Source organism: Streptomyces sp. CA-294286, from assembly GCF_050947155.1.
Taxonomy (GTDB): Bacteria; Actinomycetota; Actinomycetes; order Streptomycetales; family Streptomycetaceae; genus Streptomyces.
The window spans coordinates 612,951-629,860 of record NZ_CP192005.1; the positions used below are offsets into that span (position 1 = coordinate 612,951).

16 protein-coding genes are annotated in these 16,910 nt (G+C 73.3%); 11 read left to right on the forward strand and 5 right to left on the reverse strand.

Annotated features, from left to right (window positions below):
* The first annotated feature begins 126 nt into the window (after positions 1-126).
* The 9 genes from ACQPZG_RS07575 (at position 127) to ACQPZG_RS07615 (ending at position 10,927) form a co-directional block, all read left to right on the forward strand.
* Positions 127-1,362 carry a glycosyltransferase family 4 protein gene (locus ACQPZG_RS07575; RefSeq protein ID WP_433545057.1) on the forward strand — a complete coding sequence of 412 codons (1,236 nt, stop codon included), beginning with the start codon at positions 127-129 and terminating at the stop codon, positions 1,360-1,362.
* Positions 1,359-2,120: a class I SAM-dependent methyltransferase gene (locus tag ACQPZG_RS07580; RefSeq protein ID WP_433545058.1), complete on the forward strand. Its 762-nt coding sequence runs from the start codon at positions 1,359-1,361 to the stop codon at positions 2,118-2,120. The genes ACQPZG_RS07575 and ACQPZG_RS07580 overlap by 4 nt, the downstream gene beginning before the upstream one ends.
* Positions 2,117-6,277, forward strand: coding sequence for an alpha-(1->3)-arabinofuranosyltransferase domain-containing protein (locus ACQPZG_RS07585; protein ID WP_433545059.1), 4,161 nt, complete (start codon positions 2,117-2,119; stop codon positions 6,275-6,277). Before ACQPZG_RS07580 ends, ACQPZG_RS07585 begins: the two co-directional genes overlap by 4 nt.
* 312 nt (positions 6,278-6,589) lie before the next feature.
* Positions 6,590-7,885, forward strand: a complete 1,296-nt coding sequence (locus ACQPZG_RS07590) for a condensation protein (protein WP_433545060.1) — start codon at positions 6,590-6,592, stop codon at positions 7,883-7,885.
* The gene (locus ACQPZG_RS07595) at positions 7,882-8,721 is read left to right on the forward strand and encodes a methyltransferase domain-containing protein (protein WP_433545061.1); all 840 of its coding nucleotides are present in this window, start codon (positions 7,882-7,884) and stop codon (positions 8,719-8,721) included. The genes ACQPZG_RS07590 and ACQPZG_RS07595 overlap by 4 nt, the downstream gene beginning before the upstream one ends.
* On the forward strand, positions 8,721-9,749 hold the full coding sequence (locus ACQPZG_RS07600; protein ID WP_433545062.1) for a hypothetical protein: 1,029 nt from the start codon (positions 8,721-8,723) through the stop codon (positions 9,747-9,749). Before ACQPZG_RS07595 ends, ACQPZG_RS07600 begins: the two co-directional genes overlap by 1 nt.
* Positions 9,746-9,949, forward strand: coding sequence for a Trm112 family protein (locus ACQPZG_RS07605; RefSeq protein WP_433545063.1), 204 nt, complete (start codon positions 9,746-9,748; stop codon positions 9,947-9,949). Before ACQPZG_RS07600 ends, ACQPZG_RS07605 begins: the two co-directional genes overlap by 4 nt.
* Before the next feature lie 173 nt (positions 9,950-10,122).
* Positions 10,123-10,329, forward strand: a complete 207-nt coding sequence (locus ACQPZG_RS07610) for a hypothetical protein (protein ID WP_433545064.1) — start codon at positions 10,123-10,125, stop codon at positions 10,327-10,329.
* Positions 10,330-10,375: 46 nt separating this feature from the next.
* Positions 10,376-10,927 carry a hypothetical protein gene (locus ACQPZG_RS07615; RefSeq protein WP_433545065.1) on the forward strand — a complete coding sequence of 184 codons (552 nt, stop codon included), beginning with the start codon at positions 10,376-10,378 and terminating at the stop codon, positions 10,925-10,927.
* Between the two features lie 195 nt (positions 10,928-11,122).
* Here ACQPZG_RS07615 and ACQPZG_RS07620 read toward each other — a convergent pair whose 3' ends face one another.
* The 3 genes from ACQPZG_RS07620 to ACQPZG_RS07630 form a co-directional block, all read right to left on the reverse strand.
* The gene (locus ACQPZG_RS07620) at positions 11,123-11,512 is read right to left on the reverse strand and encodes a hypothetical protein (RefSeq protein WP_433545066.1); all 390 of its coding nucleotides are present in this window, start codon (positions 11,510-11,512) and stop codon (positions 11,123-11,125) included.
* Positions 11,513-11,684: 172 nt separating this feature from the next.
* Positions 11,685-12,692: a fibronectin type III domain-containing protein gene (locus ACQPZG_RS07625; protein WP_433545067.1), complete on the reverse strand. Its 1,008-nt coding sequence runs from the start codon at positions 12,690-12,692 to the stop codon at positions 11,685-11,687.
* A 186-nt stretch (positions 12,693-12,878) separates the two neighbouring features.
* Positions 12,879-13,313 (reverse strand): DUF6194 family protein, encoded by a 435-nt coding sequence (locus ACQPZG_RS07630; protein ID WP_433549300.1) that lies wholly within the window; start codon positions 13,311-13,313, stop codon positions 12,879-12,881.
* An 89-nt stretch (positions 13,314-13,402) separates the two neighbouring features.
* Between ACQPZG_RS07630 and ACQPZG_RS07635 the strand changes: the two genes are divergently transcribed.
* Both ACQPZG_RS07635 and ACQPZG_RS07640 read left to right on the forward strand, forming a co-directional pair.
* The gene (locus ACQPZG_RS07635; protein WP_433545068.1) at positions 13,403-14,185 is read left to right on the forward strand and encodes a MerR family transcriptional regulator; all 783 of its coding nucleotides are present in this window, start codon (positions 13,403-13,405) and stop codon (positions 14,183-14,185) included.
* 34 nt (positions 14,186-14,219) lie between these two features.
* Positions 14,220-14,420: a DUF5708 family protein gene (locus ACQPZG_RS07640; protein ID WP_433545069.1), complete on the forward strand. Its 201-nt coding sequence runs from the start codon at positions 14,220-14,222 to the stop codon at positions 14,418-14,420.
* 45 nt (positions 14,421-14,465) lie between these two features.
* On the opposite strand, the gene ACQPZG_RS07645 is transcribed toward ACQPZG_RS07640, so the two are convergent.
* A complete protein-coding gene (locus ACQPZG_RS07645; protein WP_433545070.1) occupies positions 14,466-15,146 on the reverse strand; it encodes an alpha/beta fold hydrolase in 681 nt (226 codons plus the stop codon).
* 318 nt (positions 15,147-15,464) lie between these two features.
* Complete coding sequence (locus tag ACQPZG_RS07650) at positions 15,465-16,829, reverse strand: nucleobase:cation symporter-2 family protein (protein ID WP_433549301.1); 1,365 nt, start codon at positions 16,827-16,829, stop codon at positions 15,465-15,467.
* Positions 16,830-16,910: the final 81 nt, after the last annotated feature.

Sequence of the window (16,910 nt, forward strand, 5' to 3'; positions counted from 1 at the left end):
TTGTCACGCAGGTGAGTAGCCGCGTCGAACAGCGTGCCGAAAACTACCTATCCACCCCACCGCATGCACCCTTTCGCACTCGTACGTTCCTCCAGGTACCGCACCCCGAAACGAGTTGGAGCTCGGATGCCCCAGCACGTACCCCCCACCGTGCACGCTGTGAAACCCCTCCAGGCGCTGCGGCTCCAGGAGACACACCAGCAGGCCGGTCCGGAAGTTCAGTCGCCCACCCGCCCCGAGGCCCACGAGCAGGCTCTCGTACAACCCCGCAGGATCGTCTTCCTGTCCCGCCGCGACCTGGGCAACCCGGCCGCCGGCGGGTCGGAGCTCCTCGTCGACCGCCTCGCCCAGGGGCTCACCGCGCTCGGCCACCAGGTGACGCTCCTGTGCGGGGGACCCGCCGCCTACCGCGACTACCGCGTGGTGTCGGCGGGCAGCGACCTCGGGCACTTCCTGAAGGCCCGGAGCACCTTCACCCGTCAGGTCGGTGACTGCGACCTGATGGTCGAGGTCTGCAACGGGCTGCCCTATCTGACCCCGCTCTGGCACCGGGGTCCGACGCTGTGCCTGGTCAACCACGTGCACACCGAACTCTGGGGCATGCGCTTTCCCGGCCCCGCCGCCGGGATCGGCCGCCGCCTCGAACACTGGGCGCTGTCCGCTGCCCAGCGCAACAACCTCCTGGTCGCCGTGTCCGACTCGACGGCGAGCGCGCTGGGCGACCTCGGTGTCGACCGCGGTCGCATCCGCGTCGTGCACAACGGCGTCGAGGAGCCCGGCGTACGGCTGCCGCGCGCACCGGAGCCGGTGTTCCTGGCGATGGGCCGGCTCGTCGAGTACAAGCGCATCGACCTGCTGCTGCGGCTGTGGGAGCGGGTGCGTCCGGTGACCGGCGGGAAACTGGTCATCGTCGGCGACGGGCCCGAGCGCGCACGGCTGGAGGCCATGGCGGGCCCCGACGTCGTCTTCAAGGGTTACGTGTCCGAGGCGGAGAAGCACCAACTCCTCAGCGAGGCATGGCTGTTGCTGCATCCCTCCGCTGTCGAGGGGTGGGGCCTGGTGGTCACCGAGGCGGCCACCCGCGCCACTCCTTCCCTCGGCTTCGACGTGCCCGGACTGCGGGACTCGATCGAGGACGGGGTGACGGGCGTACTGGCGCGCGGCGAGAGTTCCTTCGCCGCGGCGTGGTGCGCGCTCACCCTGAACGAGGGGCGTCGCGAGGCGATGGGCCGGGCGGCGGCGGTGCGGGCCGAGCGCTACCGCTGGTCGAGCACGGTGAGCCAGTTCCGTACGGTCGCGGCCGAAGCCGTCTCGGGCACGGTCCGGGCGAAGAGCACCGCAGAGGCGGCAGTCCTGAGATGAAGAACGACCGCACCACCACCCTCGGGCCTCTCAGGGACCCTTCGTTCCGCCGCAGTGCCGCGCTCTTCCGCGCGTTCCTGCGTGAACAGCACGACCCCGAGCACTGCTACTCGCTGCTCGCCAGGGACGCCGCCGACCAGGTCGAGCGCTACGTCCCGCTCCGCGACCGGGTGGTCGTGGACGTCGGCGGCGGCAGCGGACACTTCGTCGAGGAGTTCCGCCGGCGCGGCGCGGACAGCTACCTCTTCGAGCCGGACCCACGGGAGTTGACCGCCGGGGGGCGCAAGCCGACCGACGGCGCGGTGGTCGCGGACGGCTATCTGCTGCCGCTCGCCGACGGCGTCGCCGACGTCTGCTTCTCCTCCAACGTGCTGGAGCACGTGGCCGACCCGCAGACCTTCCTGAGCGAGATGGTGCGGGTGACCCGTCCCGGCGGGCTGATCTACGTCTCGTTCACCAACTGGTACTCGCCGTGGGGCGGCCACGAGTGGGCGCCCTGGCACTACCTGGGTGCCGAGCGGGCCCGCCGCCGCTACGAGCGGCGCACCGGCAGGCCGGCGAAGCACACCGTCGGCGAGAACCTCTTCCCGATCCACATCGGTACGACACTGCGGCAGGTCAGGTCACGCACCGACGTGTCCGTGGTGTCGGCACGGGCCCGCTACTGGCCGCTGCTGCCGACCCTCGCCCCCAAAATCCCGGTGCTGCGCGAGTTCACCACCTGGAATCTCCTCCTCATCCTCCGGCGGTGCCCATGACCAGTACGCTCCCCGCCCCACCCCGCCCACCGTCGCACGCCGCCCCGCCCCCGGACGGCCCGCGCCCCGGCGGTGACAACGGGCCCAGGTCGCGGAAGTGGCTGTTCGGATTCTGGGCGGCGGTGCTGGTGGCGTTCCTGGCGGTCTCGCCGGGGAAGATGACCTTCGAGACCAAGCTCGGAGTGGCGGCCGACCCGTTCAAGTTCATAGCGGACCTGGGCGAGTTGTGGCACTCGCGGGCCGGTTTCGGCGGCATCTTCGACCAGTACGTGGGCTACGCCTTCCCGATGCTGCCGTACTACGCCCTCACCGATCTCGTCCAGATCCCGGTGTGGCTCGCCGAGCGGCTCTGGCTGTCGCTCGTGGTGACGGTCGCGTTCTGGGGTGCGCTGCGACTCGCCGAGCGGCTGGGCATCGGCACGTCGCCGACCCGGTTGCTGGGCGCCGCGGCGTACGCGCTGTGGCCCACGTACACCATCGTCATCGGCTCGACGTCGGCGGCGGCCCTGCCGGGCGCCCTGCTGCCGTGGGTGCTGCTGCCGCTGGCCACCTCCCGGCTGAGCGCGCGGAGTTCGGCGCTGCGTTCGGCGCTCCTCATTCCCTGCATGGGCGGGGTGAACGCCGCCTCCACGCTGGCCGCGCTGCTGCCGGTCGCTTTGTACCTGCTGAGCCGTCCTGCCGGTCCGCGCCGCCGCACGCAGATCGTGTGGTGGGTGCCCGGCGTGCTGCTCGCCACCGTGTGGTGGGTGGTCCCGCTGCTCCTGCTGGGCATCCACGGCGAGAACTTCATGCCGTACGTGGAGCAGGCCGAGACCACCACCGCCACCATGTCCGCGACCGAGCTGCTGCGCGGAGCGGGCAACTGGACGGCGTACCTGAACTTCGGTGAGGCCTGGCTGCCCGCCGGCTGGACGGTGGCCGCGTCGGTACTGGCGATCCTCGGCTCGGCGTGCGCGGCGGCGATCGGGCTGGCGGGCATCGCCCGCCGGGACGTGCCGGAGCGTCGCTGGATGCTGCTGGTCGTGGTGTCCGTCGTCCTCGTCACCCTCGCCGGCTACGGGGGTTCGCTCGGCGCGCTGTTCCCGGGCACCGTGCAGGACTGGCTGAACGGCTGGCTGGTCCCGTTCCGCAACATCTACAAGTTCCAGTCGGGTCTGGCGCTCGTCCTGGTCCTGGGCCTGATCCACGCGGTCGCGGTGGCGGCCGAGCGGCGCGGGACCCGCAGGGTTCCGGGCCGCCGGTACGTGCCGGTCGTCGCGGCCCTGTTCGTCCTGCCGGGGCTGCTGCTGCCGTACGTCAACGGCAGCATCCTCCAGCCCGGCGCCTTCAGCAAGCTGCCCAACCACTGGGAGAAGACGGCCGCCTGGCTCAAGGACAACTCCCCGGCCAATCGCGCCCTGGTCGTTCCGGCGACCGCGCACGGCATCCACACCTGGGGCTCGACGATCGACCAGCCCCTCGACGTGCTCGCCGAATCGCCGTGGGCGCAGCGGGACTTCGTTCCGTTCGGCACGCCGGGCAACCGGCGGGCGCTGGACGCCGTGGAGCAGGCGCTGCTCTCCGGAGGCGAGGTTCCGGGGCTTGCGGACTACCTGAACCGGACCGGCATCCACTACGTCGTCGTACGCAACGACCTGGACCCCGACCAGATCGGGTACGTGCCGCCGCAGACCGTGAAGCGCACCCTGGAGTCCTCCGGCTACCGCAGGATCACCGCCTTCGGACCGGTGATGACCGGCGGCCGCATCCCCGACGACACCCCGGTGCAGATCGAGGGCCTGTTCCCCAGGCAGCAGGCGGTGGAGGTGTACGAGCCGCCGTCCGGCACCCCGGAGCCGGGGCGCGCCGCGCTGAAGCCGGTGTCGGACACCGCGGTGGTGAGCGGCGGACCCGAGTCGCTGCTGCAGCTGTCGCAGGACCCGTCGATGCGCAACCGGCCCGCGGTCCTCGCGGGGGACAACTCCCCCGGGCTGGACTCCCCCGCGGTGCTCGCGTCCAGTGACGGACTGCGCCGTGCCGACACCCGGTTCGGCCTGGTCAACACCAACACCTCGCACACCTACAGCGCGACGGACCGCAATCCGTCCGGCAGTGTGCAGGACCCCGGCCGCGAGCCGCGCCAGATCCTGCCGACGCAGGGGGCCAAGCACCAGACGAAGGCCGTGCTGCGGGGCGCCAAGTCGGTGACCGCGTCCAGCAGCGGCAACTGGCTCTTCCACCTGCCGCAGTACGACCCGGTGAACGCCTTCGACGGCAACCCGGACACCGCGTGGACCGAGGGCAGTGCGGCCGAGCCGGTGGGCCAGTGGCTGCGGATCGACTTCGCCGCCCGCACCCCGGTGCCGGCCACGATCCGGGTGTCGCCGCTGCCGTCGGACGGCATGCGGGCCGCTCCGACCCGGGTCCGGGTGCAGACCGACCGGGGGAGCGAGACGAGCCCGCTGCAGCCGAACGGTCAGCCGCAGTCGATCAAGGCGCCCGCGGGCGAAGCGAGTTGGCTGCGCATCACGATCGAAGAGGCGCAGCAGGGCCGGCCCGGTCTGATGGGCGCGGGTTTCTCGGCCGTCGACATCCCCGGGGTGCAGGTGACCAAGCTGCTCGCCCTTCCCGAGGACATCGACAAGGACGCGGACGTGGTGTCCCTGCACCGCGGAAGCGACCCGGGCGGTCTGTCCCCGGTGTCGGCCGAAGTGGGCCTGCACCGGCAGTTCACCATCCGGGAGGCGGGCGCGTACTCGCTGAAGGCGACGGCGCTGCCGGTCCCGGGCGACGCTTTGGACCAGCTGCTCTACCGTCAGGCTCCGGACCAGCGGCGGATGTTGACCGCTACGGCGGACTCGACGGCGAAGCTGGGCGCCTCCCTGTCGCCCCGCAACCTCGTCGACGGTGATCTCACGACCTCGTGGATCTCCGGCAGCAAGTCCGTCCTGCATCTGCGGTGGCCGGAGAAGCGGCTGGTGGGCGAGATCGTGTTCGCGGCGGCGGGCGGCCTGTCCACCCGTCCCGAACAGGTCGAGATCAGTTCGCCGGACGGGGCGGCCACGGCCTCCGTGGACCAGAACGGCCTGGCCCGCTTCGAGCCCATCAACACCGACCGGCTCGACATCACCATCACCCAGGTGGCGCCGCTGACCATCCACAACCCGGTCGCCGAGGGCGAGTTGCAGCTCCCGGTCGGTCTGAGCGAGGTGTACGTCCCCGCCCTGGACGACTACCGCGTGCCGCAGCCGAACCCGGACCGCACCTTCTCGCTGCCCTGCGGTCAGGGACCGATCCTGTCCATCGACGGCACCCTGCACGCGACGAGCGCGCGCGGCCAGATCCGTGACCTGACGGAACGCCGCCCGATCGACGTGTCGCTGTGCGCCGGCGAACAGGCCAACGGAACGGCCCAGTTGGCGACGGGCACGCACCGGGTGGAGGCCGGCGACGTCGGCCCGCTGGCGATCACGGACATCACGCTGAGGCGCGGCGAGGAGGCCCCGCAGCCGTCCGCGGCCACTCGTGAGCTGACCGTCGACGACTGGTCCGGGGACTCCCGTACGGTGCGGGTCGGGGCCGGGCAGGCCTCGTACTTCCAGATGTACGAGAACCAGAACGCCGGCTGGTCGGCGACGCTCAACGGCAAGGAACTCACCCCCGTGCGCCTGGACGGCTGGCAACAGGGCTGGCTGGTCCCGGAGGGCGAGGGCGGCACCGTGAAGCTGGAGTTCGAACCGGCCGCGTGGTATGTCGGCGGGCTGATCGGCGGCGGAGTGGCACTGCTCGCGCTGATCGGACTGGTCGTGTGGACCCGCAGGGACCGCGAGCCGGAACCGCTCGCCCCCGCCGTGTCCGCGCCTCCCGCACCGGGGCCGGTACTGGGCCTGGCGGCGCTCACCGTCGTCATGGTCCTGATCGCAGGGCCGCTGGCGCTGCTGGTTCCCGCTCTGGCGGCGGTGGCCCACTTCCGGCACACTCTGCTGCCACCGATCGCGCTGCTCGCCATGGCGGGCGCGGGGATCGCGGCGGCATGGGGCGCGGGGTCGCCGGTGGCGGCGGAAACGGGCGCTTTCGGGCCGGCGGCGCAGGTACTGGCGCTGGTGGCGGTGGTGGCGGCGGTCGTCACGACGGGTGACGTGTGGCGGCGGCGGAGGGGGGCCGGCGAGGGTGCCTGAAGTGGGCCCAACCGGGGTCCGGGGGCGGGACGTACGGGCAGGGGCGGGACGCTCCACGGGGCGGCGCCTCCTGTCCGGCCTCCCCCACCGGTCTCCCGGCTCCGCTCGAAAGGGGGCCTCCCCCGTGCCCCCGGGGGTGGTCCCGCGCCCCCGGGGGCTGCGGCGTGCGCTCCCGCAGCCCGTGGGGGCCCGCCGGTGTTCCCGGCCCGGCCGTGGTGCGTGGACGCGGGGCCGCCGGGCCCCGTGTCCGGGCGGCGGTCCGCCCCGCCCCCTGCCCAGCACGCCGCTGCCCCGTCCCAAGGAGATCGGACCATGACCACCGTGCAGCCCCCGACCCGCCCACGCCGCGATCCCGGCCACGCCCCCCGCGCCCCGTTCTCCGTGGTCGACGAGATCACCCGGCACTGCCTCGATCCGCACGAGCCCGAGACCGTGCACATAGAAGTGCACCTTCCCGAGGCGCCCGATCCCGACCGGCTCCGCGCCGCGTTCACGGAGGCGCTGCGCCGCCACCCCCGCATCCTGATGCGCGAGGCGCCGGGCCCCTGGTACCGCCGCCGGTACGAGTGGGAGCTGACCCCGCATCCGGACACCGCCGACGTGGTGACCTTCACCGCGCCCGGCCCCGACGCGCTGCCCCGGGCGCGGGCGCGCGCGCTCGCCGAGGCGCCGGCGCTGTCGCTGTCCCCGCCGATCCGGCTGGAAGCGGTCGGCAGCGTGCTCGTCCTCACCGTCAACCACACCGCCCTGGACGGCCCCGCCTGCCTGCGCATCCTGGCCACCGCCGCCGAGCTGTACGGTGGCCGGGACAACGCGCCCGCGACGACCGCCGCCCCGCCCCGACCCGACACGCATCCGCAGAACCCGACGCCCACCCCGGGGTGGGCCCCGGTGGCCCGGGTCGCGCCGGGCAGCGCGCGCGGCCGCGGCAACGGGCTCCTCGTCGCGGACCTCCCGGTTCCGCGGCGGCCGCGCGGCGCCCCGTACACCGTCAACGACCAGCTCATGGTGGCGACCGCCCGCATGATCGCCGACTGGAACCGCGAGCACGGCGCACCGCCCCGCCCCCTGCGCATCACGATGCCGGTGGACGACCGCTCGCGCGGGATGGACATGCCCATCGGCAACGGCACACGCCTGGTGGAGGTCCCCTACACACCCGCTGAGCTGCAGGAGAGCACGGACGCCCTCCTGCTGCGCACCGCCGACCGCACCCGCGCCCTCAAGGCCCTCTCCCGGCCCCAACTCGGCCACGGAGCGGCCCTGCTCACCGCGCCGGTCGTGCCGGTCGCCGTACGGGCGGCCCTCACCCGCGGGATCCGCCGGGCCGCCGCCCCGTGGACGTCCACCACGCTCCTCAGCAACATCGGGCGCGTTCCCTATCCGTTGGACTTCGGCGACGGTGCCGGTCGGGCCACGGCCGTCTGGTTCTCCGCGCCCGCACGGATGCCGCGCGGGCTGACCGTGACCACGGCCAGCACCCACGGGCGGCTGCACCTCGCGCTGCGCTGGTCGACCGCGCTCCTCGGCGCGCAGGACGGCGAGCACCTCCGCGAACTCTTCGAAAAGCACCTCAACTCCACTGCTTCGACAGGCGGTTCGGCATGACGACCGGCACAGCGCGAAAGCCCGCCCCGCATCTGCGGGACTTCTACGAGAACCCGGCCGTGCCGGTCGCGTCCGGCGACGCCCGCAGCCTGCGCCAGGCCGCGATGCTGGCCGCGGCCCTGCGCGGCACCCCTCCCGCACCGGGCAGGCCCGGGACGCCGCGCACCGAGCACGCCACGGTCCTGGACATCGGCTGCGGCGACGGCACGGCGGCCGTCACGGCCGCCCCCCTCCTCGGCGGGCACCGCGTCGTCGGCGTCGACTGGTCCCAGGACGCGCTGCGCCGCGCACACGCCTCCTTCGCGGCGGTCGCCGGTACCGCGAAGTCCGCCGAGCTGACCGCCGTGCGGGGCGAACTCACCGACGGCGGGCTGCCGTTCGCCGACGGAGCGGCGGACGCCGTGCTCTTCAGCGAAGTGATCGAGCATCTCGTCGACCCGGACAGCGCCCTCGACGAGATCCGCCGGGTGCTGGCTCCCGGCGGCCACCTCATGCTCTCCACCCCGAACCTGGCCGCCTGGTACAACCGGGCACTCCTGCTCGCCGGCGTGCAGCCGGTGTTCTCCGAGGTGAGCCTGCGCGGCATCCACGGGCGCCCCGGCCGGGAGGTCGTGGGCCACCTGCGCCTCTACACCGCGCGCGCTCTGCGCGAGTTCCTGACCGCGTCGGGCTTCGACGTCGTACGGGTCGCGGGCGCGCCCTTCCACGGGGTGCCGCGTCCGCTGCGCCGGCTGGACCGGTTCGCCTGCGCGGCGCCCTCGGTCGCGTCGATCCTGCTGGTGCACGCCCGCAAGCGCGAAGACCCCGGTGACGGGCCCGGGGGCGGAGGCCGGTGATGTGGTGGGGGGTGGCGGCGGCGCTGCTCGCGAACGTCTTCTTCAGCGGGGGTTTCGTCCTGGAGAAGCGGGCCCTGAACAGCCTGCCGGGTCTCGACATCCGCCGCCCCGCACGCGCCGTGCGCCTGCTGCTCGGGAGTCCGCTGTGGATCGGCGGCTCGCTCGCCCTCGCTGCCGGGTTCGTGGCCCAGCTGGTCGTCTACAGCACCCTGCCGATGGCCGTGGCCCAGGCCCTGTTCATCTCCGGCCTGGTGCTCCTGCTGCTGCTCTCCTCCCGCGCCCTGGGCGAGCGCACGTCGGGCCGCGAGCGCGGGGCGATGGCGGCGATCGTGGTCGCACTGCTGATGGTCGTCCTGTCCCTCGACGCGCACACCGACGCGATCGGCACCAGCTCACCGGCCCCACTGATCCTGCTGCTCAGCGGGGTGTCGATCGGTGCGGGCATCTGGGTGTACGCGGCCGCCGACCGGCGCGGCTCCCGCACTCCGCCCCCGAGGCCACGCAAGGCGCACGGCACCCACCGGGCGCCCAAGAAGCCTTCCAGCGGGGTGGCGTACGGGGTCGCGGTCGGGCTGGTCTACGGCGTCAGCTCCCTCGCGATCAAGGGCGTCTCCGGCCACCTGGACCTGGGCGACCTCGCGGGCACCCTCGTCGCCCTGCTGTCGTCCCCGTACCCCTACCTCCTGCTCGTCACCGGCGCGACCGGCCTGATCCTCTCCCAGACGGCGCTGCAACGCTGCCGCGCCTCCCTCGTCGTCCCCGTCTGCACCACGACGTCATGTCTCTACACCGCCTCCCTCGGCTCGCTCGCCTTCGGCGAGTCCCTGCCGGACGATCCGCTCCGGCTGACGCTGCGCATCGCGGGCGCCGCCCTGGCCGTCGCCGTCCTGCTCTCCCTGCCGTCCTCCGAACCACCGGCCTCCGCGACACCCCGGGAGCTGCCGCCGCGAGAGCCCCTCCCCGAAGTGCCGCCGACCGTCAAGATCCCGTTCGTCAATTCCCCTCCCCTCGAAGGACGTGAGCCATGAACCCCGCCGACCCGCTCCTCAAGATCCTCGCCTGCCCGCTCGACAAGGGACCCCTGACGCTGCTGCCCGAGGGGGACGTCCTCTACAACCCGCGTCTGCACCGCCGCTACCCCATCGTCGACGGCGTGCCCCAGCTCCTTCCGTCCTCCGGCGAGCAGGTCGACGCATCCGAACACCAACGCCTCACCGCGCACCTCTGACGTCTCCCCGGGCCCGGCTCCCGCACACACCGCGCGCACCGGCCAACTCCGGTCGGCCGGTTCCGGGTTCCCGTGCCCCCCTCCCTCAGGCGGCGGAGAGCGTCCCGTCCGCTCTCCGCCGCCGGCTTCCGCTCCTCGGCGGACGCCGGGTGGGGCCGCGCCTCCTGACCGGCGTGGCTTTCGCGGGCGTGGCGGTCCTGGCCGTGCTCTGGACTCCGTTCGCCGCCTGGTGGGCCCTCCCGCACCCGGAGATGACCGCGGCCGGACGCGTGTGGGTCGGCTTTGTGTACCTGCCCCTGGTGCTCTGGGCCCCGCTGCTGTGCGCGGTCGCTCTCGACCTCAGGCGTCGCAGCCGTCCCGTACCCCCCACCCGGCATTGACCACCCAGGGGGTGACACATGGGGTGATCGGGTCTACGCTGCCCGGATGGAAAGCGCGGAGGGACTCGAAATCGGGCAGTTCAGGGGCCCGTGGCGGATCACCATGTGGTGGCCGGAGGGCGCCGTGTCGGGCGGCCCGCAGAAGATCGTCATCGAGGCCGAGGAGGACGCCCCACCGGGCGACGTCGCGCGCGGCATCTCCACGACGGTGCTGCGCCGGCTCGACCTCGCGGGAGCGGTGGAACGGGCCAGGGAACTGGCGCCGACGACGCCGCCCTGGCAGGCCGAACGGGGCCGGCTCCTGGATCTGGTCCGTCTCGCGGCCCGCCTGCTGACCGACGAGGGCGTCTCGCCCCGGTACCTCTCGGTGCTGTGCCTGACCTACCGGGACCTCACGGACAAGGGGGTGCAGGCCCCGGTGCCCTGGCTCGCCGAGCACCTCGACCGCCGCTCCGAGACCGTGAAGGACCACCTCAAGAAGGCCCGCCGGGACGGCTACCTCACGTCCCGCGCGGGCCGGGCCGGCGGCGCACTGGGCGACCGGGCGGCGGAAGTGCTGGCGACACTGGACGGGGTGCCGCCGGCCGCTGCCCCGTGATCCGCGCACCGGGCGGGGGGCGGCGTTCCCCCGCAAGCGCTGCCCGCGCACCGGGCGGGGACGGCGTTCCCTCGCAAGCGCTGCCCGCCGCACGGGGCAGGGACGGCGTCGCCCGCGAGCGCCGCCCCCGCCCGGCTCGGCCGTCCCCCGCCCGTCCCACCCCCTCGCGATCGAGGGGCTCAGGGACTCAGGGACTCAGCACGGTCGCACGGGGTTCGTCTCGCTGTAGACGTCGCTGTCCTTCATCCAGCCCACCCGCCCGTTGTCCGCCTTGGTGAGCAGCCAGCGGTTGGGGTGCGGGCCACCGCCGCCCGTGGGGTCGGCCTCCAGGCGGCAGGTGAACCAGGACGGGTTGGAGTGCATGTAGCCGACGATCGTGACGCTGTCGGCGGCCCAGACCGCCGCGCCGCGCTTGTTGTTGCACCACCACTTGCCGCCACTGTGCCAGCAGGGGGCAGCGGCCTGTCCCTTCGCTGCGGCGGGCGTGTGCGGGGCGGCGGCCCGGGCGGCCGTGCCGAGGCCGGTGGCGGCGAGGACGAGTCCTGCGGCGACGGTGGCCGCGGCGATGCGGATGCGGTGGGTCATGACGTTCTCCCTGGGTTCCTTCGACGGATGCTCGGTACCGAAGACCTTGCACCGGTTCGGCCGGGGCGCACCCTGTTTCCTCGTTGCCCGTGCGCAGGGGCAACACCCGGGGAAACGTCCGGCCCGGAGCCGCGGCGGCCCACGCGTCCGCCGGCCCGGCGCGCCACGGCCCTCAGCGGGTCGTGGTGACCGTCCGCACCGCCGAGAAGTCCCCCCACTTCCCGTCCGGCAGCTTCGCGCGCAGGGCGACGCGGTAGCGGGTGCCGGGCGGTTCGGCGACGGTGAGCGTATAGGTCACCGGGCCGGGCGGCGGGGGCGCACCCCACACGAGGGTCGTCGCGAACTCGCCGTTCAGGTGGAGCTGGTACTCCTTCACCTCGCCCCCGGTGCGGGGTTGGGTCCAGCGCAGTACGAGGGTGCGCGCACCTCCTTCCGTCCCGGCGGTGACCGTCAGGCCGGTGGGCGCGGTGGAGGGTCCGCGCCCCGCGCCCGAAGGAGTCGTCAGGTCGAGGGAGTTGCTGTCCGGGGAGGAGTTCTCGGCGGCGTCACGGGCACGCACGGTGAAGGTGTAGACCGTGCCCGGCCGCAGCCCGTCGACCCGGGTGGTGGTCTCGGTGCCGGGGGCGCTGTGGATGCGTGAGTCCTCCTGGTAGACGTCGTAGGCGGTGACGGCGCCGCCCGCGTCCGTGGCGGCGCCCCAGGACAGGGTGACCGCGGTGCCGCCGGTCACGGTGCCTCGGAGGCCGGTGGGGGCGGTCGGCGGTGTGCGGTCGTCGGGGGCGGAGGCCCGGGTCTTCGCCGTGACGACGGCGCTCGGGTCGGAGAGGTTCCCCGCGGCGTCCTTGGCACGGACGGTGAAGTCGTACGTGCGGGAGGGGGCGAGGTGCTCGACGTCGACCATGGTCGTGGTCGCGGCGACGGTTCTGACCTTCCGGCCCTTCGCGTAGACCTCGTAACCCGTCACCCCCCTGTCGTCCGTGGCCGGGCTCCACATGACGTGGACGGAGGTGGCGCTGCCCGACTGGGCGGTGACTCCGGCGGGGGCAGCGGGCCGTGTGGTGTCGGGCGGCGGCTGGGCCTTCGCTCCGCCGCCGCATGCGGTCGTCGCGAGCAGGGGCAGCAGCAGGGCACAGGCCAACACGGTGCGAACGGTGGGGCGTTGCACGGCAGGACCTCTCATCCGTGGGGAGGACAGAGACAATGGTCCAGACCTGTATGCCACGGCCGGCTGTCGCAGGCAAGGGGATGCGCGCGCCCGGACCGGACAGGAGCGTTCCGGGCTCCGCCCACGCGCCTGCGCCGCCGCCCGCCGCCGCCCCGGCCCGCACCACCCGGCTGCCCGCCGCCCGCGCCGCGGGCCGACGGCTCAGCGGGTCGGCCGCTCCCCCGGCCCGTGACGCCGCGCGTGCCGTGCGCGGGCGGCCTCGTGGGCCTCGCGCAGCAGCCGTACGAGCGTGTCCGTCGTCCGCTCGGCGGGGTTGACGACGCAGATCCAGCTCTGCGCCCCGTACACCGGGTGCGGCAGCACGACGTCGGTGGCGGTGTGGTCGCGGGGGCGCCCGGGGCCGCGCGGGTCCTCCTCGGTGAGTGCGCGAAAGGTCGCGCGGTCGACCTGGACGTTCACCCGCCGGCGGTCGGCGGCGTCGAGGGCGGACGCGGTGTCGCCGGGGTGGTCGCTGGTGACGATCGTCGCGTAGGGCTGGGTGCGCCCGGGGACGCGGCCGTCGGGCGCGTAGTAGACGTACGCGTCGCCCCATGTGGGTTCGGGATGTGCGCTGCCGGGCTGCGGGGTGACGACCAGGACGCCGGGGAGCGCTCACACGGTGGCGAGCAGGTGTTCCATACTCATGGTTCAAGTCTCGGCTTCAAGTGCTTCTGTGGGGTTTGCCGGTGTCCGAGCGTGCTCTTCGTACCTCCGACGTGGCCCGCGTGTCGGGGTACTCGGTGCAGCAGGTGCGTGACCTGGAGCGGCTGGGCGTCCTGCCGCCCGCCGCCAGGTCGGCCAACGGGTACCGCGGCTACGCACCCGTCCACGTGCGGGCACTGCACGCCTACCGGGGGCTCGCGCACGCCATGGGCCCCGTCGACGCCCGCCGGCTGCTCGTCGAGCTGGGCGCGGGCACGCTCGCGGACGCGGCCGCCGCGGTCGGCGCCGTCCACGTCCGCCTCGCGCGCGAACGCGAGGAGGTGCTGCACGCCCAGCAGGCCCTGCGGGCCATCGGCGACGAGACGGGCGAGGACCCGCCGGAACACGAGGGCGACGCCATGACGATCACGGAACTCGCGGAGGCCCTCGGCGTCCGGACCTCGACCTTGCGCTTCTGGGAGGACGAGCGCCTCCTGGCCCCCGCGCGCGTGACCTCGCTGCGGGCCCGCCGGTACGGGCCCGACGCGGTCGCCGCGGCCCGGATCGTCGTGGCGCTGCGAGGCGCCGGTCACGGGATCCCCGCCGTGCGCGAGACGCTGCGCACCCTGCGCCGGGGCGGCGGGCTCGACGAGACCTCCCGCGTCCTGCGGGATCGCCTCGACCGGATCGCCGACCGCTCGGTGGCACTGCTCCGGGCGGGTTCGGACCTGGCGGCCGTGGTGACCCACCGCGCCGCGGCGGTCCACCGAACGGTGCAGTGCGCGGTCCTTCCGGCGGACGACGCCGCGCCGCCCCCGCGTTCCTAGGCTGGAGGCATTCCAGAAACGAAGGAGCCCCCCGGTGAGCCGTGCCACGAAGTATCTGATCGACGGAGCAGTGACGTTTCTCGTCGGCCTGGCGCTGAAACTGTTCGGCGGCGGGGTGGACGTTCCGTGGGTGACGCTGCCCAAGGTCGGGGTGGTCGTCATGGTCGTCGGCGCCGTGACGGTGGTCGCCGGGCTGTGGGAGCTGGCCCGCGGGGCGGCCGTCCGCAGGAACTGAGCCCGCGCCACCGACGCGATCCCGGCAGCCCTGGTCGGGTGGCTCTCAGCTGGTGAAGAAGTCGCTCACCTTGTCCGCGAACTGCTGCGGGTGGAGCTGGTGGATGCGGTGGCCGCCGGGAAGGGTGATCTGGGCGCAGTCGGGGATGCGGTCCGCCATCTCCGGCAGGTCGGACTGGTCCATCTCGCTGTCCGGGCCGCCGGTGATGATCAGGGTCGGGGCGACGATCTCACCGAGTCGCTCCAGCCACTCCTGGGGCGGGTCCGCGAGCTGGGCCTCGATCTCGGGGAGCGCGTTCTCGTCGTAGTCGACGGGGCCGTCCGCCGGACGGATGTCCTCCGCTCCCGCGAAGGGCGCCGGCGTCTCCTCCAGTACCAGACGCTCCACCCGGTCCGGGTACTCCTGGGCCAGCAGGTAGGCGACGACGCCGCCCATGCCGTGGCCGACCAGGCCGGCCCGGTCGATCTTGGCCTCCTCGATGAAGCCCAGGACGTCGTCCCGCATCAGTTCGAGGTCGTACTCGTCGGGCCAGTCGCTCTCGCCGTGGCCGCGCAGGTCCAGTGCGTGCACCCGCCACTCCTCGCCGAGGGCCTGCCCGACCTTCTCCCAGCTCGCGGCCGAGCTGCCGATTCCGTGCAGCAGGATTACCGGGTTGCCGTGCTGGTCGCCCCAGGAGCGGTATGCCATGCGCACGTCGCCCACGTCGACGACGGAGTGATCTTCCATGCCTCCGACGGTACAGGGACGCTCGCGGTGCCGGAGTCGTCGGGTGACGTCGAGGGGTGCCCGGGTGGGGCGGGCGGCGCTGGTCGGTCGCGCGGGCGCAGGGGTGGCCGCGGAGGCGACCGGTGTCCGATCGCCGGCCGCCGCCGAGCCGCCCGGCGGGCCGCCGGAGGAGCGCACGCGCGGGGAACCCGCAGCCGCGTCCGCCGTGGAAGGGGTACGGCGATCCGTACCGCGTCGGCTGACGCACCGTCACCGCGCGGTGCCCGTACGGGAATTCCGCACGGGCACCGTGACGTGACATCTGGTGAGGCCGCCGGGTCAGTGCGTGACCGCCCCCACCGGCTTGTCCCCCCGGTGGGTCATCTCCTCGCCCGGCTCCATCGGGGCCGTCACCTCGTCGTCGTCGGCGCGCTTGCCGATGTGGTTGAAGACGAGGTTGAGGACGACGGCCGCGAGACAGCCGGTGGAGATCCCCGAGTCCAGGATGATCTTCGCGGTCTCCGGGAAGTGGTGGTAGAAGGTCGGCGCGGCGATCGGGATGATGCCGACCGCCAGGGAGACGGCGACGATCAGCACGTTGTTGTCCTTCTCCAGGCCCGCCTTGACGAGCGTCTGGATGCCGCTGGCCGCTACCGAGCCGAAGAGCACGATGCCGGCACCGCCGAGCACCGGGCGCGGGACGACCGCGATCAGCGAGGCGGCTATCGGGCACAGGCCCATCAGGATGAGGAAGCCGCCGCCCGCCGCGACGACGAACCGGCTGCGGATCTTGGTCATCGCGACCAGGCCGATGTTCTGGGCGAAGGCGCTGCACATGAAACCGTTGAACAAGGGGCTGACGGCGGAGCCCAGGGCGTCGGCGCGCAGGCCGGCCGCGATGGTCTTCTCGTCGGCCGGGCGGTCGACGATCTCACCGAGGGCCAGCATGTCGGCCGTCGACTCGGTCATCGAGACGAGCATGACCACGCACATCGAGATGATCGCGGCGGCCACGAACTGCGGTGCCCCGAAGTGGAAGGGCGTCGGGAAGCCGACGATGCTCGCCTCGGTGACCGGCGAGAAGTCGGTGGCGCCGAACGGGATGGCGATGAGCGTGCCGATGACGAGACCCAGGAGTACGGCGATCTGCTTGATGAAGCCCCGGGTGAAGCGGCGCAACAGCAGGACGATCACCAGGGTGATGCCGGCCAGGCCGAGGAAGGTGGTCGAGCCGTAGTCCGCCGCCTCGGGGTCGGGGCCCTGGGCCCAGCCGAAGGCGACCGGCAGGAGCGAGACCCCGATCAGCGTGATGACCGTGCCGGTGACCACCGGCGGGAAGAAGCGGACCATTTTGGAGAAGAACGGCGCGGCGACGAAGCCGATCGCTCCCGCGACGATGATCGCGCCGAAGATGACCGGGAGCGCGTCCTCCTTGGACTGGCCGCCCGCGATGGCGAGCATCGGGGCGACTCCGGCGAAGGTCACGCCGTTGACGAAGGGGAGGCGGGCGCCGATGTTCCAGACGCCGAGCGTCTGGAGGAGGGTGGCGAGTCCGGCCATGAAGAGGCTGGCGCCGGTGAGGAAGGTGAGTTCCTTGCCGGACAGGCCGACGGCCGCGCCGACGATCAGGGGCGGAGCGACGACGCCGGCGTACATGGCGGCGACGTGCTGGAGGCCGGTCGTGGCGAGCTTCAGGGGAGGCATCCCCTGATCGACCGGGTGTTTCGTGAGGGACGTCTTCTCCTCGGCGGTGCTGTCCGTCGAAGAGCCTTGCGCGGTGAACCT